General features: G+C 61.4%; 18 protein-coding genes. 15 read left to right on the forward strand and 3 right to left on the reverse strand.

The window, feature by feature from the left end:
- Positions 1 to 46: 46 nt before the first annotated feature.
- Complete coding sequence (locus ACF8EA_RS13165; protein WP_021782254.1) at positions 47 to 547, reverse strand: peroxiredoxin; 501 nt, start codon at positions 545 to 547, stop codon at positions 47 to 49.
- Positions 548 to 778: 231 nt separating this feature from the next.
- Here ACF8EA_RS13165 and ACF8EA_RS13170 point away from each other — a divergent pair, with 231 nt between their 5' ends.
- The 4 genes from ACF8EA_RS13170 (at position 779) to ACF8EA_RS13185 (ending at position 4,387) form a co-directional block, all read left to right on the forward strand.
- The gene (locus ACF8EA_RS13170) at positions 779 to 1,762 is read left to right on the forward strand and encodes a DUF1852 domain-containing protein (RefSeq protein WP_392522256.1); all 984 of its coding nucleotides are present in this window, start codon (positions 779 to 781) and stop codon (positions 1,760 to 1,762) included.
- Between the two features lie 26 nt (positions 1,763 to 1,788).
- Positions 1,789 to 2,823, forward strand: coding sequence for a methionine synthase (locus tag ACF8EA_RS13175; protein ID WP_104961955.1), 1,035 nt, complete (start codon positions 1,789 to 1,791; stop codon positions 2,821 to 2,823).
- 26 nt (positions 2,824 to 2,849) lie between these two features.
- On the forward strand, positions 2,850 to 3,359 hold the full coding sequence (locus tag ACF8EA_RS13180; RefSeq protein ID WP_021782251.1) for a flavin reductase family protein: 510 nt from the start codon (positions 2,850 to 2,852) through the stop codon (positions 3,357 to 3,359).
- A gap of 98 nt (positions 3,360 to 3,457) precedes the next feature.
- Positions 3,458 to 4,387, forward strand: a complete 930-nt coding sequence (locus ACF8EA_RS13185; protein WP_338444835.1) for a LysR family transcriptional regulator — start codon at positions 3,458 to 3,460, stop codon at positions 4,385 to 4,387.
- A 66-nt stretch (positions 4,388 to 4,453) separates the two neighbouring features.
- Here ACF8EA_RS13185 and ACF8EA_RS13190 read toward each other — a convergent pair whose 3' ends face one another.
- Positions 4,454 to 5,341, reverse strand: coding sequence for a LysR family transcriptional regulator (locus tag ACF8EA_RS13190; RefSeq protein WP_014860458.1), 888 nt, complete (start codon positions 5,339 to 5,341; stop codon positions 4,454 to 4,456).
- A 95-nt stretch (positions 5,342 to 5,436) separates the two neighbouring features.
- Here ACF8EA_RS13190 and ACF8EA_RS13195 point away from each other — a divergent pair, with 95 nt between their 5' ends.
- The 11 genes from ACF8EA_RS13195 to ACF8EA_RS13245 all read left to right on the forward strand — a co-directional run bounded on the left by ACF8EA_RS13195 (position 5,437) and on the right by ACF8EA_RS13245 (position 18,268).
- A complete protein-coding gene (locus tag ACF8EA_RS13195) occupies positions 5,437 to 6,879 on the forward strand; it encodes an aldehyde dehydrogenase family protein (protein ID WP_367250418.1) in 1,443 nt (480 codons plus the stop codon).
- 13 nt (positions 6,880 to 6,892) lie between these two features.
- Entirely contained in the window at positions 6,893 to 7,879 is a 987-nt protein-coding gene (locus tag ACF8EA_RS13200; protein ID WP_338444833.1) for a dipeptidase, read from the forward strand.
- A 55-nt stretch (positions 7,880 to 7,934) separates the two neighbouring features.
- Positions 7,935 to 9,485 carry a BCCT family transporter gene (locus ACF8EA_RS13205; RefSeq protein WP_338444832.1) on the forward strand — a complete coding sequence of 517 codons (1,551 nt, stop codon included), beginning with the start codon at positions 7,935 to 7,937 and terminating at the stop codon, positions 9,483 to 9,485.
- A gap of 26 nt (positions 9,486 to 9,511) precedes the next feature.
- Complete coding sequence (locus ACF8EA_RS13210) at positions 9,512 to 11,206, forward strand: hypothetical protein (protein WP_338444831.1); 1,695 nt, start codon at positions 9,512 to 9,514, stop codon at positions 11,204 to 11,206.
- Between the two features lie 2 nt (positions 11,207 to 11,208).
- Positions 11,209 to 11,904 (forward strand): DUF3726 domain-containing protein, encoded by a 696-nt coding sequence (locus ACF8EA_RS13215; protein WP_338444830.1) that lies wholly within the window; start codon positions 11,209 to 11,211, stop codon positions 11,902 to 11,904.
- A 27-nt stretch (positions 11,905 to 11,931) separates the two neighbouring features.
- Complete coding sequence (locus ACF8EA_RS13220) at positions 11,932 to 12,303, forward strand: RidA family protein (protein WP_003254071.1); 372 nt, start codon at positions 11,932 to 11,934, stop codon at positions 12,301 to 12,303.
- 432 nt (positions 12,304 to 12,735) lie between these two features.
- A complete protein-coding gene (locus ACF8EA_RS13225; RefSeq protein WP_338444829.1) occupies positions 12,736 to 14,145 on the forward strand; it encodes a circularly permuted type 2 ATP-grasp protein in 1,410 nt (469 codons plus the stop codon).
- 3 nt (positions 14,146 to 14,148) lie between these two features.
- Positions 14,149 to 15,099 carry an alpha-E domain-containing protein gene (locus tag ACF8EA_RS13230; protein ID WP_021783993.1) on the forward strand — a complete coding sequence of 317 codons (951 nt, stop codon included), beginning with the start codon at positions 14,149 to 14,151 and terminating at the stop codon, positions 15,097 to 15,099.
- Complete coding sequence (locus ACF8EA_RS13235; protein WP_021783994.1) at positions 15,096 to 15,875, forward strand: transglutaminase family protein; 780 nt, start codon at positions 15,096 to 15,098, stop codon at positions 15,873 to 15,875. Before ACF8EA_RS13230 ends, ACF8EA_RS13235 begins: the two co-directional genes overlap by 4 nt.
- Positions 15,876 to 15,948: 73 nt before the next feature.
- Entirely contained in the window at positions 15,949 to 16,671 is a 723-nt protein-coding gene (locus tag ACF8EA_RS13240; RefSeq protein WP_392522258.1) for a peptidase, read from the forward strand.
- A 247-nt stretch (positions 16,672 to 16,918) separates the two neighbouring features.
- On the forward strand, positions 16,919 to 18,268 hold the full coding sequence (locus tag ACF8EA_RS13245) for a D-serine ammonia-lyase (RefSeq protein WP_392522259.1): 1,350 nt from the start codon (positions 16,919 to 16,921) through the stop codon (positions 18,266 to 18,268).
- Positions 18,269 to 18,310: 42 nt separating this feature from the next.
- Here the strand turns inward: ACF8EA_RS13245 and ACF8EA_RS13250 are convergent, their stop codons facing one another.
- Positions 18,311 to 18,925 carry a hypothetical protein gene (locus ACF8EA_RS13250; RefSeq protein WP_021783997.1) on the reverse strand — a complete coding sequence of 205 codons (615 nt, stop codon included), beginning with the start codon at positions 18,923 to 18,925 and terminating at the stop codon, positions 18,311 to 18,313.
- Positions 18,926 to 19,081: the final 156 nt, after the last annotated feature.

A 19,081-nucleotide genomic window follows, 5' to 3' on the forward strand; every position in this document is an offset into this window, starting at 1 on the left:
TCTGGCAGCCCTGACAGTCGTTGTCGGCAAGGCCTGAAAGGTATGGCTAACGCAACACAGCCAGCATGCTGGCCGCATCGCTGACCTCGAACTTGCCGGGGCTTTCAACCGCAATGTACTTGACTATCTGGTCGTCGACCAACATCGCATACCGCTGCGAGCGCCGCCCCAAACCGCGTGCCGAAAGGTCCTGAGTCAGGCCCAGCGCCTCGCTGAATTCGCCATTACCATCGCCGATCATTTTCACCGCGTCCCCGACCTGCAAGCTATTGCCCCAGGCGTTCATGACAAAGGCATCGTTCACCGAGATGCACAGGATTTCGTCAATGCCAGCCGCAAACAACGCAGGGGCCGCCGTTACATAACCGGGAACATGACGTTCAGAGCACGTAGGCGTGAATGCACCCGGCAACGCGAAGATGAGCACCTTCTTGTGCTTGCAACGCTCGCGAAGGGAAAAGGCATTCGGGCCGATCGCGCAGGCGCCTGCGTCGTTGTTGTATTGATAAAGGGTAACGTCGGGCAATTGATCGCCGGTTTTGATCATCGCTGTCTCCTGGGTGAGGTGAAGGCCAGGCAGCCATGATGCCGCAGTCGACCAGGCAACGCATCATGAGCAGAGCTAAAAAAACTGTGAAATAACTTCAATATCATTCATGCCGCGCCCCGCCTAGGATACACCTCAATCAAACACATCAAGATTACGGTGTGAACGACTCAGCCTATGCAACTGACAAGCACTGAGTTGCTCACACTCAGGCATCTGGAAGCCGTCACCATGAATAAAGCGCCAACATTCACCGTCAAGCGCATTGCGTTCGACGAAGATTATCGCCCCGCCGAAAACACCCGCATCACGACCAACTTCGCCAATTTGGCACGGGGTGCAAACCGCCAGCAAAACCTGCGTAACACCTTGACGATGATCAATAACCGTTTCAATGCGCTGGCGCACTGGGACAACCCCGAACATGATCGCTACCGCGTAGAGCTGGACATCATATCGGTGGAAATGAATCTTGAGAACGCGCAGCATGGCAATGCCCTGCCGCTGATAGAAATCTTGAAAACCTATATTGTCGATCGCAAAAACAATACTCGCCTCGAAGGCATGGCAGGCAACAATTTCTCCTCGTACGTACGCGATTACGACTTTAGCGTCGTGTTACTGGAGCATAACAAGCATCGGTCGACCTTCAGCACACCCGAGCATTTCGGCGAGCTGCATGGCAACCTGTTCAAGTGCTTCGTCAACTCGCAAACCTACCAGGAGCATTTCAGCAAACCACCGGTTATCTGCCTGAGCGTATCGAGCAGCAGGACTTACCTGCGCACCGAAAATCAGCACCCTGTGCTAGGTGTTGAATACCAGCAGGATGAATACTCGCTGACAGATGAATACTTCAAGAAAATGGGCTTGAAGGTGCGCTATTTCATGCCACCGAACAGCGTCGCCCCGCTGGCGTTTTATTTTGCCGGTGACTTGCTCGCTGACTACACCGACCTTGAGCTGATCAGCACCATCAGCACCATGGACACCTTCCAGAAGATCTACCGCCCCGAGATCTACAACGCCAATTCTCCTGCAGGCAAGGCCTACCAGCCCAGCCTGAACAACCAGGACTACTCGCTCACGCGCATTGTCTACGACCGGGAAGAGCGCAGCCGCCTGGCAATCGAGCAGGGCAAATTTGCCGAGGAGCAATTTGTCAAACCCTACCAGGCCACGCTGGCGCAATGGTCCGCTCAATACGCACGTTGAACATTCAAAGCACAAGGTCACTGTTCATGAACACATTGCTACCCACCTCCACGGCCGGCAGCCTGCCGAAACCCGCCTGGCTTGCTCAACCCGAAACACTTTGGTCACCGTGGAAGTTGCAAGACGAGCAACTGATCGAAGGCAAACAGGATGCCTTGCGCCTGGCCTTGCAAGAACAACAACACGCCGGTATCGACATCGTCAGTGACGGTGAACAAACCAGGCAGCACTTTGTCACCACATTTATCGAGCACCTCAGCGGCGTTGATTTCGAGCAACGGAAAACCGTCAGAATCCGCGATCGCTACGATGCGAGCGTGCCGACGGTGGTCGGTGCTGTCGCTCGACAAAAACCGGTGTTTGTCGAAGATGCCAAGTTCCTCCGCCAGCACACCACACAACCGATAAAGTGGGCGCTGCCCGGCCCCATGACCATGATCGACACACTGTATGACAATCACTACAAAAGCCGCGAGAAACTGGCCTGGGAATTCGCCAAAATTCTCAATCAGGAAGCCAGAGAACTGGAAGCTGCGGGCGTAGACATCATTCAGTTCGACGAACCGGCATTCAATGTTTTCTTTGACGACGTGAATGACTGGGGCGTAGCTACCCTGGAAAGGGCCATCGAGGGCCTCAAGTGCGAAACGGCCGTCCATATTTGCTATGGCTATGGCATCAAAGCCAACACCGACTGGAAAAAGACCCTCGGTTCAGAATGGCGGCAATATGAACAGGCCTTCCCCAAACTGCAGCAGTCCAGCATCGATATCATTTCGCTGGAATGCCATAACTCGCATGTTCCGATGGACCTGCTCGAGCTGATTCGCGGCAAGAAAGTCATGGTCGGCGCCATCGATGTGGCCACCCATGTCATTGAAACACCCGAACAGGTCGCCGCCACCCTGCGCAAGGCACTGCAATTCGTCGATGCCGACAAGCTCTACCCTTGCACCAACTGCGGCATGGCGCCCCTGCCTCGCCAGGTCGCCAGCGGCAAGCTCAAGGCGTTGAGTGCAGGCGCGGCAATTGTCCGCCAGGAACTCGCTAACGCACGCTGAAAATGAATGCAGCCACAGGACCTACCATGTTGCTTTCCGGTACGGCGATCGAGCCGTCGACTTTTCGCCAGGCACTCGGGCACTACGCCTCCGGCATCACGGTGATTACATCGCACCACGAAGGTGAGCCGATCGGCTTCACCTGCCAGTCGTTCTACAGCGTGTCGATGAGCCCGCCGCTGGTGTCATTCAGCGTGATGTCCAGTTCGGCCAGCTACCCGAAAATTCGCCAGGCTGGGCGCTTCACGGTCAACATTCTGTCAGGTGAGCAGGTCGGCATTTCCAACCAGTTTGCCCGGCGCGGCGCTAACAAGTGGCACGGCGTCGAATGGCAAGCATCGCCGTTGGGCAACCCGATCATTGCCGGCAGCCTGCACTGGCTTGATTGCGAAATTCACGCCGAACATGCCGCCGGGGACCACCTGATCGTGATTGGCGAAGTCAAAGCGTTGAACCTGCAGGCCACTGCTGCCACGCAGCCACTGCTGTATTTCAAGGGGCAGTACTGCAACCTCGCCGCGCCTCACGCGGCTTGAGCCTCACCCCACTCACGGAAAACCCATCAAAGGAATTGTCAGGATCACGCAACAGTGAAGAAAGCCCGCCATTACTGCGTTGATCCGCCATTTTACTCATGATCGATTTACGCCACCTGCGAACCCTCCACGCGCTGCGTGAAACCGACAGCCTGCACGAGGCCGCCGAGCGCCTGCACCTGACACAATCAGCCCTGTCGCACCAGTTCCGCGATATGGAAGAGCGCATCGGCATGCCACTGTTCGTGCGCAAATCCAGGCCTGTGCGCTTCACCAGCGCCGGGCTGAAGCTGCTGCAGCTGGCCGATCAGGTGCTGCCTCAGATCCGCAATACCGAACGGGATCTGGGCAAACTGGCCGGGGGCTGCGCCGGACGGCTGCACATCGCCATCGAGTGCCACAGTTGCTACCAGTGGTTGATGCCTTCAGTGGATGAGTTCCGCAGCGCCTGGCCTGAGGTGGAACTGGACCTCGCCTCCGGCTTTTCCTTCGCGCCACTGCCAGCCCTGGAGCGCGGCGACCTGGACCTGGTGGTGACCTCCGACCCGGTGACACTGCCGGGTATCAGCTACGTGCCGTTGTTCAGCTACGAGGCGCTGCTGGCCATCGACAACCACCACGCCATGCGCCACAAGCCGTACCTGGAGCCCGCCGATATCGCCAGCCAGACATTGATCACCTACCCGGTCGAACGCACCCGCCTGGACATCTTCACCCGCTTCCTCGACCCCGCCGACGTCGAGCCCGCACAGGTCCGTACCTCAGAACTTACCGTGATGATGATGCAACTGGTTGCGTCCGGGCGCGGCGTCTGTTGCCTGCCCAACTGGGCCGTGCACGAATACAGCTCGCGCGGCTATGTAACCGCCAAGCGCCTTGGCGAACACGGCCTGCAGGCAAACCTCTATGCTGCGCTGCGCAGTGACATGCTGGAGGTGCCGTACGTGCGTGATTTTCTGCTGACGGCCAAGGATATTTCGTTCACCACGCTGGCAGGTGTCAGCGTGCCTTCAGGCCCGGTTCTCTGAAAGCCGGGCGTGCGTTTGCGAACCTCAGTGCCGGCGATGGCGCGCCATGCCCCTACCGCCAACGAATCAGCCAGCCTTCGCCAACTGCACTTGCAGAAACGCCATCAGTGCCCCCGCCACAGGTGACAAGCTGCGCCCTTTGCGGGTGAGCATGCCGATGTGCCGTTCTACCTTGGGCTCCACAAGGGGCACGAACGCCAGTTTTTCGTTCTCCTGCGGAAAAGCGAGGTACGGCAAGGTACTGATCCCTACCCCCTCCTCCAGCATGGCTATCAACGAAATCATGTTGGAAATGAACAGCCGGCTATCGGCCAGCAAACCCTCGGCCTCGGTACCCGCCAGTAATTGCGAGGTACCGTTGCGGATCATCGGCACGCCCAGCAACTGCGCCCAATGCAGCTGCCCCCCCGCCTGCGCCAGTGGGTGGTCGCTGCGGCACACCACGCCAACCTGATCATTCACGATGGGGGCGAATTCGAGCTGGTCATCGTCCACCCACAGGCTGCTGATGCCAAAATCAACCTGCCCTTGAGCGAGCAACTGCTGCACACGTTCGGCCGTGCCGTCCTGAATGCTGACCTGCACATTGGGGTGCGCGGCCACAAAGCGGGCCAGCGGCCCTGGCAGCATTCGGCTGGCCACAGAAGGCACGGTGGCGATGCTGACCTGGCCGATTTCATGCCGGGCAAACAGCATGGCTTCACGGGCAATACGGTCATGGTGCTCGATCAAGCCACGAAACAACGGGAGGCAATGCTCGCCATATGGCGTCAGCTCTACCCGGCCACCGCCCTTTTCGACCAGTGCCTGCCCCAGCTTCTGCTCCAGTTCACGCAGGGCCAGGGATATCGCAGGCTGGGTGCGAAAGGCCTGGCGGGCGGCCGCGTGGAAACTCTTGTGTTCGGCGACCAGTACGAAGTAACGCAACTGCGCGATTTTCAGCTCGGGCAACATGGTTAGCATTCCTTATCAAAGCATTTTTTTTATTAATTTTTATTTGCTGCATATTGCTCGCATGATGAATGCCATGCAAACGGAGGCGTTCATCCATGTCACACAAGACCTACAACAACTACATCGATGGCCAGTGGTGTGAAGGCCACGCCACTTTGGGCAACTACAGCCCCTCGGACACTGGCGACCTGATCGGCCAGTACCATCAGGCCAGCGCCGAACAGGCCCGCCAGGCCATCCAGGCCGCCCGCGCCGCTCAACCCCTGTGGGCCGCCAGTGGCCTGGAAAGCCGCCAGCAAGTGCTGATGGCCATCGGCGACGAGCTGATCGCCCGCAAGGAAGAGCTCGGCGAACTGCTGTCGCGAGAAGAAGGCAAACCCTTGGCCGAAGGCATCGGCGAGGTCAACCGCAGTGGCCAGTTCTTCCATTACTACGCCGCCGAAGTGCTGCGCCAGATGGGCGAGACTGCCGCCTCGGTGCGCCCAGGGGTGGACATCGAAGTGCATCGCGAAGCGGTGGGTGTGGTGGGCATCATTACCCCATGGAACTTCCCCATGGCCACCGCCGCCTGGAAAATCGCCCCGGCCTTGGCCTTCGGCAACGCCGTGGTGTTCAAGCCGGCCAACCTGGTGCCGGCCAGTGCCTGGGCGCTCACCGAGATCATCAGCCGCCAGGGCCTGCCCAGCGGTACCTTCAACCTGGTGATGGGCAGCGGTGCCGACGTCGGCGAGGCCCTGATCCAGTCCGCCGAGATCGATGCCCTGACGTTCACCGGTTCTCTGCAGACGGGCCGACGCGTAGCGGTGGCCACCGCCGGTAACCTGGTGCGCTGCCAGCTGGAAATGGGTAGCAAGAATGCCCTGGTGGTCATGGACGACGCCGACCTCGAACTGGCCGTGGAATGCGCGCTCAACGGGGCCTTCTTTGGCACTGGGCAGAAATGCACTGCGTCGTCACGGCTGATCGTCTGCGACGGCATCCACGACCGCTTCGTCGAGGCGCTGCGCCTGCGCATGCGCCAGCTCAAGGTCGGCCATGCACTGGAGGCTGGCGTCCAGATCGGCCCGGTCGCTGACGCGCGTCAGCTGGAACAGAACCTGGCCTACCTGCAACTGGCCCAGGCCGAAGGCGCCACCCTGATAGAAGGCGGCGAGCGCCTGCAACTGGCCTCCGATGGCTACTACATGCGCCCGGCCTTGTTCATCAACAGCCGCAACGACATGCGCATCAACCGCGAGGAAGTGTTCGGCCCCATCGCCTGCGTGATCCGCGTGCGCGATTTTGAAGAGGCGCTGGCCACGCTCAACGATACCGAGTACGGCCTCACAGCCGGGATCATCACCCAGTCGCTGCGCCACGCCAGCCACTTCAAGCGCCGCGCCCAGACCGGCTGCGTGATGGTCAATCTGCCCACCGCCGGGACCGACTACCACGTGCCATTCGGGGGCCGCAAAGCCTCGAGTTTCGGCCCCCGGGAACAGGGGCAATACGCTCGCGACTTCTACACCGTGGTCAAGACCACCTACCTGCGGCCCTGAAGGAATACATGCCATGCACGACCTTTTGATGATCGACGGCCTGCAGTACTCCAACTGGAGCCAGGAAATATTCCAGCAGATGCAGGCCGGTGGCCTGAGCGCGGTGCACGCCACCATCGCCTACCACGAAAACGCTCGCGAAACCCTGTCACGCCTGGGCGAGTGGAACCGCCGCTTCGAGACATGGCCCGAGCTGATCCGCCCGGTGCGCACGGCCAGCGACATCCGCCTGGCCCACGAGGAGGGCCGGGTGGGTATCTTCTTCGGCTTCCAGAACTGCTCGCCGATTGAGGACGACATTGCCCTGGTGGAGGTTTTCCGCCAGCTCGGGGTGTTCGTCATGCAGCTGACCTACAACAACCAAAGCCTGCTGGCCAGCGGTTGCTATGAGCGCGAGGACAACGGCATCAGCCGCTTCGGCCGCCAGGTAATCGCCGAAATGAACCGCGTCGGCATGCTCATCGACATGTCTCACAGCGCCGAGCGAAGCACGCTTGAGGCCATCGAACTGTCCAGCCGACCGGTGATCATCTCCCACGCCAACCCTGCCAGCTTCCACGCCGCCAAGCGCAACAAATCCGATGCGGTGCTACGCGGGATCGCAGAGTCCGGCGGGCTGCTGGGCTTCAGCACCTACCCGTTCCACCTCAAGGGTGCCTCGGACTGTAGCCTGGAAAGTTTCTGCGACATGGTCGCGCGCACCGCCGACCTGATGGGTGTGGAGCACATCGGCATCGGCACCGACCTGTGCCAGGCGCAACCCTTGTCTGTACTGGAATGGATGCGCAACGGCCGCTGGAGCAAGGACAAGGACTACGGCGAAGGCTCCAGGGACAACGCCAACTGGCCGGCGCCCTTGCAGTGGTTCCGCAACAGCCGCGACTTCCGCAACATTGCCCAGGGCCTGCGCGCCCGCGGCTTTGCCGAGCACGACGTGGGCAACATCATGGGGCTGAACTGGTTGCGCTTGCTGGAGACCGCCACCACGGCACAGGCCTGAACCCCTTGCACGGACAGCATCAACAATAAAAAGAATCGCAGGTTCCGGAGGTTTCATGAAAAACCCAACTACCTTGCAGGCCGACGGCCAGGCCATGGGCCTGCCTATGGCACGCGATATCGACTGGCCGTTGTTCCTGATCAGCGGCGGATTCCTCGGCGCCTTCCTGATGGCGGCGCTGATCGACATCGACACCGTGTCGGCGCTGGTCAATACCCTGTTCGCCTGGTCGACAAAGGCCTTTGGCCTCTATTGGCAAGTGCTGATGCTGGCAACCTTCGCCGTCAGCCTGTTCATCGGTTTTTCCAGGTGCGGGCGTGTACGCCTGGGCGGGGTCACCCAGCGCCCGGACGTCAGCACCTTCAACTGGATCGCCGTGATCATGTGCGCCCTGCTGGCAGGTGGTGGCGCCTTCTGGGCCGCTGCCGAACCCTTGATGCACTTTGCCAGCCCACCGCCCTTCTTCGCCGGCCTGCAACCGCACAGCGAAGCGGCGGCCACCGCGGCACTGGCGCAATCGTTCGTGCACTGGGGCTTCCTGGCCTGGGCCGTGCTGGGTAGCCTGCTGGCGATCGTGCTGATGCACCTGCATTACGATAAAGGCCTTCCGCTGGCGCCGCGCACCCTGCTTTACCCCCTGTTCGGCAAGCGAGCGCTCAAGGGCCCGATCGGCACCTTGGCCGACGCTGCCTCGATCATCGCGGTAGTGGCCGGCACCATCGGTCCGATCGGTTTCCTTGGCCTGCAGATCAGCAGCGCCATGCACGCCGTGTGGGGGTTGCCCAACACTATCGTCACCCAGTCGCTGACCATTGTCCTGGTCACCGCGATGTACACTGTCTCGTGCCTGGTGGGCCTCAAAGGCATCCGCTTTGTCAGCGAGATCAACGTCTGGTTGATGATCGGCCTGGCACTGTTCATGGTGGTATTCGGACCGACGCTGTTCATCCTCGGCGGTTTCCCGGCGGCCTTTGCCCTGCACGTGGAGCACTTCATCCCCCTGACGATGTTCCGCGCCGACCCCAAATGGCTGGACTGGTGGACGGTGTTCTACTGGGGCTGGTTCATCGGCTACGCGCCCATGGTGGCACTGTACGTCGCGCGGATCTCGCGGGGCCGCACCATCCGCGAGATCATCATGACGCTGTCGATCATCGCACCGCTGGTGACCATGTTCTGGTTCACCGTGGTAGGCGGTACCGGGATCGGCCTGGAGCTGCAAACGCCAGGCAGCGTCACCGCCCATGGCGCCAAGCCTGAAGACCTGCTGCTGGGAGTGACGCAGAACCTGCCACTGGGTGGCCTTGTCAGCGCGCTGTTCCTGTTCCTGAGTTTCATCTCGGTGGCCACCAATGGCGACGCCATGGCCTTCACCGTGGCGCTGGCGATGTCCAGCGACGATAAACCGAAGAAGTGGTTGCGCGGTTTCTGGGCAATCGGCATGGGCCTGGCGGCGGTGGTACTGATCACCATTGGCGCAGGCGGTGTGACGGCCCTGCAATCCTTCATTGTCATCACCGCGGTGCCGGTGTCGCTGGTGATCCTGCCAGCCCTGTGGGATGCCGTGCGCATCGCTCGACACATGGCCCGTGAACAAGGCGTCTGAACATGATCCATCCAGGTACAACAACAATGCCCAACAGCGTGCCTGCAATACCCGCGTTGCGCCCTGCCAGCCAAGTCATGGACCTGGCCCGGCTGGGTAGCCACTACCAGAGCCCGCTAAGCTTCGTGCGCAGCAGCATGCGGCGGATGATGCAACAGCGCTGGCAAATCCGGCGCAGCTGTTTCGACCTCGATGGCCAAGGCTTCGGCACTGCGATCTACCGCATCGAAACGCCGAACGGCCATTACCACTGCGTGATCTTCTCGGCCTACCTGCCGCCGGAAAAGCGCAGCGATCGGGTCATCGCCGACCAGTGGGACGTCAGCTTCGTGCTGGTGGCCGGCGATGTCGACTCGGCACAACTGGCCGACCTGCAACGCAACGTGCCGCTGCAGGAAGCCGGCCGCTTCGATGCACGCGTGCTGGTGTTGTCGCGGGCCAACCGTAGCTTGCGCAATTTCGACCGGTTTCTGGCGGCGCTGGCAGAAGGTCGCCAGCCCGATCCACAGCAACTGGCTGAAGTCGGCTACCTGTATCGCACCACCGCGGTTTACGGTAACGGCAAGTTCGGCATCGCCGATTTTGGTTGCCTGCAAGATAACCCGGACTTCAACCAGCCGTTCAGCGCGCAGATGTTCACCGTCTACCTGCTGCGTCACTTCAGCATCGAGCAGATCAACCACATGGCCCAGGCACTCGCCCCGCAGCGGGCAGTGCAACTGGCCCCGGCGCTACAGCGCTACCTGGGGGTCGGCAACGCGACCGGGCTGGGAATGGCCCCTTTTCTGATCAACCACCCTCAACTGGTGGAGCACTGGATCAGTACGCGGGAAACGGCCCTGGCCCTGGTGCTGGCGCAGCCGGCGGAGCCCGCCCCGTTGGCGCGCCTGCAGCAATTGCTGGCGCGCGCCCAGTTGCACCTGAGCCAGTCCCGGACCGAAGACCAGCGCCAGCATGAGCAGAACCTGCAAACCTTGGCCGAGCTTGCTTTACTGGCCACCTGGCTTGGCACGCAAGCCGACGGCGCGGGCCTTTGGCCGCGCCTGCTGGCCTGGGCGCAATTACACACGGGGGTGGGCTGCCAGGAGCTTCTGGTCAGCCTGCTGCTGGAGCTGTACCCCGAGCAGGTCACGCCCCTGGCCGAGCACATGGGGGTCAACGAAAGCTGGCAGCTGGACGCCCAGATGCCCCTTGGGCAACTGCGCCAGCTCATCGAGCAGCAGTATGGCTGGGCGTTGCGCTACGACTTCAGTGCTGCCGATGCGGAGCACTTCTTCTGGTACCGCTCAGCTGAAAAAGAAGAGCCGCGCCTGGGCATTCGCGCAGAGGAGCCAGGGGCCGAAAAAGAAATGCAGCTGGGTATTGCCCGCAATATCCAGCAGTGCCATGGCGCGCTGCTGGAGCACCTGCAACGGCAGCCTCAGGCGCTGACCGCTCACTTCCTGATCGCCCAACCGAGGTTCAAGGGCGCGGTACGCCGCCTGCAAGGCATGGCAAAAACAAACTTCGGTGAAATCCGTGCCAATCTGCTGGCCCGGGACATGCTGCCGATTCACCTGCTGCGCTGCAAACTGGCATTTTTCGGCGCGGGGAAATTCGACCCCAAGTCAAGCCGCTGGGTGCGTATCACGCTGTTCCAGGGCGCGCCGCTGGTCAGCGACATCGGTCAGCCGTTCGCAGACGACTGGAATTTCGCAGTCATGCCGCAAAGGGAGCTTTGACCATGCGCGTATCGCTTAACGAAATACAGGTGATGTGCCGCAAGGCATTCGAAGGCATGGGCTTCGCCCCGGGCGACTGCGAGGATGCCGCCGAACTCGTGGGCTGGTTGCAACTGCAGGGGCTCGATGGCGTCGGTGCACTGGAAAAGGCGTTGCGTTATCTGCAAGCCGAAGCTGCACGGCCATACGCCTTGTGCCATGAGGATAACGCCCTGCTGGTGATCGACGCCAAGGGCCAGAGCGTATTGCGCTGCGCCGCGACGGTGGTGGAACTGGCGGCAGCCAAGGCCATGCGCTGTGGTCAGGCCGAACTGCGCATCCGCCACTGCCACAACCGTTTGCTGTTGCTGGGCTACCTGAGCCGGGCAGCTATTCAGGGGCTGCACGTGCAAGCCCGCTGGGAGGACGCCCGCCAATACCACCTGGCCGATTTTACCGCCGGCATGCCGCGCCCGGAACTGAGCAGTGAAGCCCGGCCCCGGGGCATTGAAACGGCCGCGCAAGACGTAACGGTGCTGTTCACCCGAGCAGGCCAGACCGCCCAGGCGATAACCGACCCGCAACGTACACTGCAGCAAGGTTTTACCGTCAACGAACATACCTGGCAAAGGCTCAGGCAACTGGCCGAACACATCCTTGTCGAGAGCACCGATGCCTCACGCCGCCACGGTGCAGGCGGCGGCAGCGACGCCGACTGAACACCCTTGCCACTGAGGAAACAACCCATGAAGCATGCAATAAAGACCGAGCTGTTCGCCTCCAGGGCGCCACTGGAATGGGCGGTCGTCGGCAACGGTACGTTGTACACGGCCCAGATCCCAATCGATACACAGGGCCAGGTGGTTGCCGGCGGCATCGAGGCACAGGCCCGCCAGACACTGGACAACCTGCGCCACACCCTGGAAGCCGCTGGCAGCTCGCTGGATGCCGTGACCCAGGTACTGATCTACGTGACCGACCGCCGCTATCTGGCAACTGTAAATGCCGTGTACGCCGAGTATTTCCAGGCACCCTACCCCAACCGCGCGGCCGTCGTGGTGGCGGGCCTCGCCCGGGAAGAAATGCTGGTGGAGCTGGTGGTCTACGCCTGCCTCTGAGGGCCTGAAGGCGCTCGCCTCGCGATATTCAGCGTGTGTTCAATCGGGTGCCGCCCGCGCGGCACTCGATGCATGCCCCCTCCCCCCAAGTCATGCACCCGGCCTATTCCCTTTTTCTGCCGCCCGGCACCGGCTTGCGCCCCATTTCGGTTCAAAACCCACGCCCGGATCAAAAGCGCCCTTTTTTGATGCGCCGGCCCTTGCGGCCAGGCAGCACACATCGGGTGTGCCCCTCACATTTCCTGCATCGCTAGAACCGCCAGGGGTATTCGGCACTTTTATTGCACAGACCGGTTGTACTCAACGCACAGGCAATCTACCGAGACCGAGGTTAACGCGAGACACAGCTCCCACTTACCCCAGCAAGGCAGCACCCTGAAAGACGCAGATGAACCGCAATGAAGCTGCCGGCAACGGCGGCAAGGAGTGGGTATGTCCCGGGCTTTTTTCAATGAAATGTACGAAGCGAACGGCACTTGCCGCCCGCATTACCAGGAGTTCGCCCGCTGGCTGGCCAACACCCCGCTGGAGTTGCTGGAACAGCGCCGACGCGAGGCCGACCTGCTGTTTCACCGCGCTGGCATCACCTTCACCTTGTACGGCGACAAGCAGGATACCGAGCGCCTGATTCCCTTCGATATCATCCCGCGCAGCATCCGCGCCAGCGAGTGGCGCACGGTCGAGCGTGGCTGCATTCAACGGGTACAGGCGCTGAACCTGTTCCTGCAGGACATCTACCACAACCAGCGCATCCTCAAGGCCGGCATCATCCCGCCAGAGCAAGTGCTGGCCAACGAGGGCTACCAGATCGCCATGCAGGGCCTGGACCTGCACCGTGGGTTGTATGCGCATATTGCCGGTGTCGACCTGGTACGTGACGGCGATGGCAGCTATTTCGTGCTGGAAGACAACCTGCGCACCCCCAGCGGCGTCAGCTACATGCTCGAAGACCGCAAGATGATGATGCGCCTGTTTCCCGAACTGTTTGCCGCCCAGCGTATCGCGCCCATCGACCACTACCCCAACCTGCTGCTGGACACGCTCAAGAGCGCCAGCCCATTGGACAACCCCACCGCGGTGCTGCTCACGCCCGGCCGTTTCAACAGCGCCTATTTCGAGCATGCCTTCCTGGCCCGGGAAATGGGCATCGAGCTGGTCGAAGGCGCCGACCTGTTCGTGCGTGATGAGCATGTGTACATGCGCACCACGGCCGGCCCCCAGCAGGTGGACGTGATCTATCGCCGCCTGGACGACGACTACCTCGACCCGCTGTCCTTCAACCCTGATTCGATGCTGGGCGTGCCGGGGCTGGTCTCGGTTTACCGCGCCGGCAATGTGGTGCTGGCCAACGCCGTCGGCACTGGCGTGGCTGATGACAAATCCATCTACCCCTATGTCGACGACATGATCCGCTTTTACCTGAGCGAAGAGCCCATCCTGAACAACGTGCCGACCTGGCAGTGCCGCAAGCCGGCGGAGCTGTCCCATGTACTGGCCCACCTGCCCGAACTGGTGGTCAAGGAAACCCAGGGCTCCGGCGGCTATGGCATGCTGGTCGGGCCTGCGTCGACCAAAGCCCAGATCGAGGACTTCCGCGGGCGCATCAAAGCCCGCCCGCACGCCTATATCGCTCAACCGACGCTGTGCCTGTCAACCTGCCCGACCTTCGTCGACAGCGGCATCGCACCGCGTCACATTGACCTGCGCCCGTTCGTACTGTCGGGCAGTGAAACCCGCCTGGTGCCCGGCGGCCTGACGCGCGTGGCGCTCAAGGAAGGCTCGCTGGTGGTCAACTCGTCGCAGGGCGGCGGTACCAAGGACACCTGGGTGGTGGAGGACTGAGCCATGCTTTCGCGAACCGCTTCCGACCTGTACTGGATGTCCCGCTACCTGGAACGTGCAGAAAACCTCGCGCGCATGCTCGAGGTCAGCTACTCGCTATCGCTGATGCCCCAGGCCGGGCGCAGCGACGGCCATACCGAACTGGCAATGTCGCTGATGGCCTCGGGCATGCTGGACGACTACCTGCGTCGGCACAATGAACTCGACACCGAGCGCATGCTGCACTTCTTCGCCCTCGACGCCACCAACCCCAGCAGCATCTATTGCTGCCTGCAGGCTGCCAGGACCAATGCCCATGCAGTACGCGGCCGTATCACCGCCGACATGTGGGAGAACATCAACGCCACCTGGATCGAAATGCGCAACATTGCCAGCAATGGCCTTGGTCGCTATGGCATCAGCCAGTTCTGCGACTGGGTCAAGGAACGATCGCACCTGTTCCGCGGCGCGACCTCCGGCACCATCATGCGCAACGATGCCTACAGCTTCATTCGCCTGGGGACCTTCCTGGAGCGGGCGGACAACACCCTGCGCCTGCTCGATTCGCGCTATGAAATGTTCGGCGAGGCCTCCGAAGAGGTCAGCGACGACTCCGCCCGCGGCTATTACCAATGGAGCGCCCTGCTGCGCGCGCTGACCTCGTATGAGGCCTTCAACGAGCTCTATCGCGCCGCGCCCAGTGCCCGGCCGGTGTCCGAACTGCTGCTGTTGCGGGTAGACGTGCCGCGCTCGCTACATGCCTGCATCGAGGAACTGGACCTGATCCTGGCGGGCCTGCCGGGCAGTACCGGGCGTGCCGCCCAGCGCATGGCCGCCGAACTGAATGCGCGCCTGCGCTACACCGCAATCGACGAAATCCTCGATGCCGGATTGCACCCCTGGCTGAGCGACTTCATTGGCCGCATCAACCAACTGGGCCAGGCCGTCCATCACTCCTACCTGGAGGTTGTATGAAACTGTCCATTCGCCACGACACGACCTATAGCTACGCCAGCGACGTGTGCAACAGTATCCAGTTCCTGCGCCTGACACCGCGCAGCAGCGAACGCCAACGTATCAATCAATGGCAACTGGACCTGCCCTGCAAGGTGAAGGGCCAGATCGACCCTTATGGCAACATCCTGCACGTGCTGACACTGGACAAACCCCATGGCCACCTGGCGCTTACCGCACACGGCCAGGTCGAGATCGACCCGGATTGCGAACACGAAACCGAGAGCCAGTCGCCCCTGCCGTTCCTGCGCGGCAGCCACCTGACGCAGGCCGACGACACCCTGATTGCTTTCGCCGCCCGGCAATGTGGCAGTCACCGCGACCGGGCAGCGCTGATCGGGCTGATGCAAGGCCTGGCCGAGCACATGCCCTACAGCCCTGGGGCCACGTCGGTGGGCACCACGGCCATCGAAGCCTTCAGCGGTGGCGCGGGCGTGTGTCAGGACCACACCCACGCCTTCCTGGCCTGCGCACGCAGCCTGGGGGTGCCGGCACGCTATGTGTCCGGCTATCTGTGCACCGAGGATGAACAACACCTGGCCAGCCACGCCTGGGCCGAAGCCTGGGTCGACGATGCCTGGTACAGCTTCGACATTACCAACCGCCTGACCCGGCCAGAGCGTCACCTGAAGCTGGCGGTGGGCCTGGACTACCTCGACGCCTGTCCGGTCAGGGGCGTACGCCGCGGCGGCGGCGCCGAATCGATGCAGGCCAGTGTCCACGTGCATCGCCAGTGACAGGCTGGCTTCAGACCGGTCTTGCCGCCCGAGTGCGGCAAGACCCTTTCACACGCAACGCAAGGGAAACCGCATGACTTACTGTGTCGCCATGCACCTGGAGGACGGGCTTGTCTTCATCAGCGACTCACGCACCAACGCCGGCATCGACCAGATCTCCACGTTTACCAAGTTGTTCGTCTTCAGCGTGCCGGGCGAGCGGCTGATCGTGCTGCAGACCGCCGGCAACCTGGCGACCTCGCAGTCGGTGATCAACCTGCTGCAGCAACGCACCCAGGGCAACGGCCCCCACCTGCTGAACGTTGCCACGCTGTACGATGCAACGGTGCTGGTCGCCGACACCCTGCGCGAGGTGGTCAGAAGAGACCGCAGCAAGCTCACGGCCGATATCGACCTCAGCAGTTCATTCATCGTCGGCGGCCAGATAGCCGGCGGCCCCATGGCCATCTACAACGTGTATGCGCAAGGCAATTTCTTCCAGGCCACGCCGGACACCCCGTTTCTGCAACTGGGTGAAAGCAAGTACGGCAGGCCAATACTCGACCGCAACCTGGATTACCGCACGCCGCTCGATGAAGCGCTGCGCTGCGGCCTGATTTCGTTCGACTCCACCATCCGCAGCAACCTGTCGGTGGGCATGCCGCTGGACTTGCTGGTGTACCGCAATAACAGCCTGGAAAGCATGACGCGCAAGCGCATTACCAGCGACGATGCCTATTACCAGCAGATTCGCAGGCAGTGGAGCGACGGCTTGAAAACCCTCCTGGCCGAACTGCCAGCGCCGCCTTATGGCTGAACAAGCAAACGGTTCAGATCCTTTGCCTGTACCGGCCCCTTCGCGGGCTTGCCCGCTCCCACAGGTACTGCGCAAGCCTTTAAGGCTGGGATGTCCTGTGGGAACGGTCGAGCCCGCGAAGGGGCCGGTACAGGCAACACCTCAGTAAAGCCAATGTGTAATGTTCGAGACTCCGTGGGTTATCCTGCCCCTTCCCCCTGTCACGAGACTGCTGCAGGCGGACAACAGACTGCCTGCAGGTGAAATCATGATTCACGGAAAAACCCTGGAAGCCTGGCGACAAAGCCATCCGATCATCGCCGATCTGGTTGCCCTGAAGCAGACCAGCTGGTTCAACCCGGGTATCGCCAAGGCTGCAGAAGCCCTGCACGATGTGGGCCTGACGGCTGCCGACGTGCAAGCGGCCAGCGCGCGGCTGCAGCGGTTCGCGCCTTACCTGGCCACTGTGTTCCCCGAAACAGCCGCTGCCGGCGGGGTCATCGAGTCGCCTGTCATCCCGCTGCCACAGCTGCGCCGGGTGCTTGTCGAAGAAGGATCACTGCAGAACGCAGGCAACCTGTGGCTCAAGGCGGACAGTGACTTGCCCATCTCCGGCTCGATCAAGGCCCGGGGCGGTATCCATGAAGTGCTCAAGCACGCCGAAGACCTGGCCCTGGCGGCCGGCTTGATCACGCCAACGGATGACTACACCCAACTGGCGAGCGACCAGGCCCGCGCATTTTTCAGCCAGCACAGGATCGCCGTGGGTTCGACCGGTAACCTGGGGCTGTCGATTGGCATCATGAGCGCCAAGCTGGGTTTTAAGGTGAGCGTGCACATGTCGTCAGACGCCCGGCAATGGAAGAAGGACAAGCTGCGGGCCAACGGCGTGACCGTGGTAGAACACGCGTGCGACTACAGCGTAGCGGTCGAGCAGGGTCGCCAGCAGGCGGCCTCAGACCCCAGTTGTTATTTTGTCGACGACGAAAACTCCCCACAGCTGTTTCTCGGCTATGCCGTCGCCGCCGAACGGTTGGCACGGCAACTCGACCAGGCGGGCATTCAGGTGAACGCAGACCATCCATTGTTCGTGTATCTGCCGTGCGGCGTAGGGGGCGGCCCGGGCGGTGTCGCATTCGGGCTGAAGCTGGTGTTCGGCGATGCCGTGCACTGCATCTTTGCCGAACCCACCCACTCCCCCTGCATGCTGCTGGGTGTCTATACCGGCCTGCATGATGAAACCAGCGTGCAGGACTTCGGCATCGACAACATCACCGCCGCAGACGGCCTGGCGGTCGGGCGCCCATCTGGGTTTGTCGGCAAAGCCATGCAGCGGCTGATCGATGGTTACTACACCGTGACCGACGAAGAGCTGTACCGCTTGATGGTCATCGCCCATGAGCAGGACAAGGTCAAACTGGAGCCCTCTGCCCTGGCCGGCGTACCGGGTATGCTACGGGTGCTGCAAGCCGACGAGTACCTGGCCCGCCAACGCTTCACCCCAGCCCGGCTGCGACAGGCCACCCACCTCGTCTGGGGAACGGGGGGCAGCATGGTGCCGGAAGAAGAGTTCAACGCTTATCTGGCCAAAGGGCGCAGCGAGCAGGCAAACGTGTAACCGAAGCGCCGGTTCGCAGCGCCGTTGCAGTGCTTCAGGCCATCAGCAAGGAATGCCCGCCAGCGGCCACACAGGTGCTGGCGTCGCTTTGACCATATTGCGTTTTCGCGCCCACTGGGTCAGTGCGGCCATCAGGGCAAAGCCAAGCAGGATCATCACCGGATAGGCCAACAGCAACTCGGTCAGCGAATACTTCCAGGCCAGTGGCCGACCGACGCCCAGCATCGCTGCATATAACCAGGAAACACCTGACAGTGCACCAGAAAACAGCGCAAACATCCGCACGCCTATATTCAGGTCAAGCAAAGAACCGGCCTTGAGCAAGGCAGGTAATACATAACGATGCAACAACATGCCATTAAAGGTCAGGAGCAAGACAATAATGACTTTTGCGTGAAGTTTGGGATTGGCGAAATAACTCATGCCCTTTTCAAGATAATCGATACCAATGACCGCAGCACCGGTAAGCCACAAGAATATCAAGGCATTGGCAACGGACGCCTGCAATCGCGCCATGTGCTTACCGTCATGGCTGGCCTGTTGATGCCCCTTCAACAAGTCCCTGACCATCTCGGCATCGCTGGTAAAGACCAGGCCGATGGCGATACAACAGGCCAGCAAATGAACATAAATGACCGACAACCGCACCAGTTCCATGGATTCTTTCTGCCCGAACAGGCTAATAATTGTATTAAACTCCACGTCGAATTCTCCACGTAATGCATCAGTGCTAGATGGCCTTGCAACAAGCACGCGTGCGAATTGATCGCACCGGGAAGACCAAATTCATATCGTTAATTGAAACAGAGAATG

The organism is Pseudomonas sp. YQ_5, assembly GCF_043103305.1.
GTDB lineage: Bacteria > Pseudomonadota > Gammaproteobacteria > Pseudomonadales > Pseudomonadaceae > Aquipseudomonas > Aquipseudomonas putida_Y.

What these genes read in the sequence shown, in the direction of transcription:
- ACF8EA_RS13165 (WP_021782254.1), bottom strand. Translation starts at nt 547, where the DNA reads ATGATCAAAACCGGCGATCAATTGCCCGACGTTACCCTTTATCAATAC.
- ACF8EA_RS13170 (WP_392522256.1), top strand. Translation starts at nt 779, where the DNA reads ATGAATAAAGCGCCAACATTCACCGTCAAGCGCATTGCGTTCGACGAA.
- ACF8EA_RS13175 (WP_104961955.1), top strand. Translation starts at nt 1,789, where the DNA reads ATGAACACATTGCTACCCACCTCCACGGCCGGCAGCCTGCCGAAACCC.
- ACF8EA_RS13180 (WP_021782251.1), top strand. Translation starts at nt 2,850, where the DNA reads ATGTTGCTTTCCGGTACGGCGATCGAGCCGTCGACTTTTCGCCAGGCA.
- ACF8EA_RS13185 (WP_338444835.1), top strand. Translation starts at nt 3,458, where the DNA reads ATGATCGATTTACGCCACCTGCGAACCCTCCACGCGCTGCGTGAAACC.
- ACF8EA_RS13190 (WP_014860458.1), bottom strand. Translation starts at nt 5,341, where the DNA reads ATGTTGCCCGAGCTGAAAATCGCGCAGTTGCGTTACTTCGTACTGGTC.
- ACF8EA_RS13195 (WP_367250418.1), top strand. Translation starts at nt 5,437, where the DNA reads ATGTCACACAAGACCTACAACAACTACATCGATGGCCAGTGGTGTGAA.
- ACF8EA_RS13200 (WP_338444833.1), top strand. Translation starts at nt 6,893, where the DNA reads ATGCACGACCTTTTGATGATCGACGGCCTGCAGTACTCCAACTGGAGC.
- ACF8EA_RS13205 (WP_338444832.1), top strand. Translation starts at nt 7,935, where the DNA reads ATGAAAAACCCAACTACCTTGCAGGCCGACGGCCAGGCCATGGGCCTG.
- ACF8EA_RS13210 (WP_338444831.1), top strand. Translation starts at nt 9,512, where the DNA reads ATGCCCAACAGCGTGCCTGCAATACCCGCGTTGCGCCCTGCCAGCCAA.
- ACF8EA_RS13215 (WP_338444830.1), top strand. Translation starts at nt 11,209, where the DNA reads ATGCGCGTATCGCTTAACGAAATACAGGTGATGTGCCGCAAGGCATTC.
- ACF8EA_RS13220 (WP_003254071.1), top strand. Translation starts at nt 11,932, where the DNA reads ATGAAGCATGCAATAAAGACCGAGCTGTTCGCCTCCAGGGCGCCACTG.
- ACF8EA_RS13225 (WP_338444829.1), top strand. Translation starts at nt 12,736, where the DNA reads ATGTCCCGGGCTTTTTTCAATGAAATGTACGAAGCGAACGGCACTTGC.
- ACF8EA_RS13230 (WP_021783993.1), top strand. Translation starts at nt 14,149, where the DNA reads ATGCTTTCGCGAACCGCTTCCGACCTGTACTGGATGTCCCGCTACCTG.
- ACF8EA_RS13235 (WP_021783994.1), top strand. Translation starts at nt 15,096, where the DNA reads ATGAAACTGTCCATTCGCCACGACACGACCTATAGCTACGCCAGCGAC.
- ACF8EA_RS13240 (WP_392522258.1), top strand. Translation starts at nt 15,949, where the DNA reads ATGACTTACTGTGTCGCCATGCACCTGGAGGACGGGCTTGTCTTCATC.
- ACF8EA_RS13245 (WP_392522259.1), top strand. Translation starts at nt 16,919, where the DNA reads ATGATTCACGGAAAAACCCTGGAAGCCTGGCGACAAAGCCATCCGATC.
- ACF8EA_RS13250 (WP_021783997.1), bottom strand. Translation starts at nt 18,925, where the DNA reads ATGGAACTGGTGCGGTTGTCGGTCATTTATGTTCATTTGCTGGCCTGT.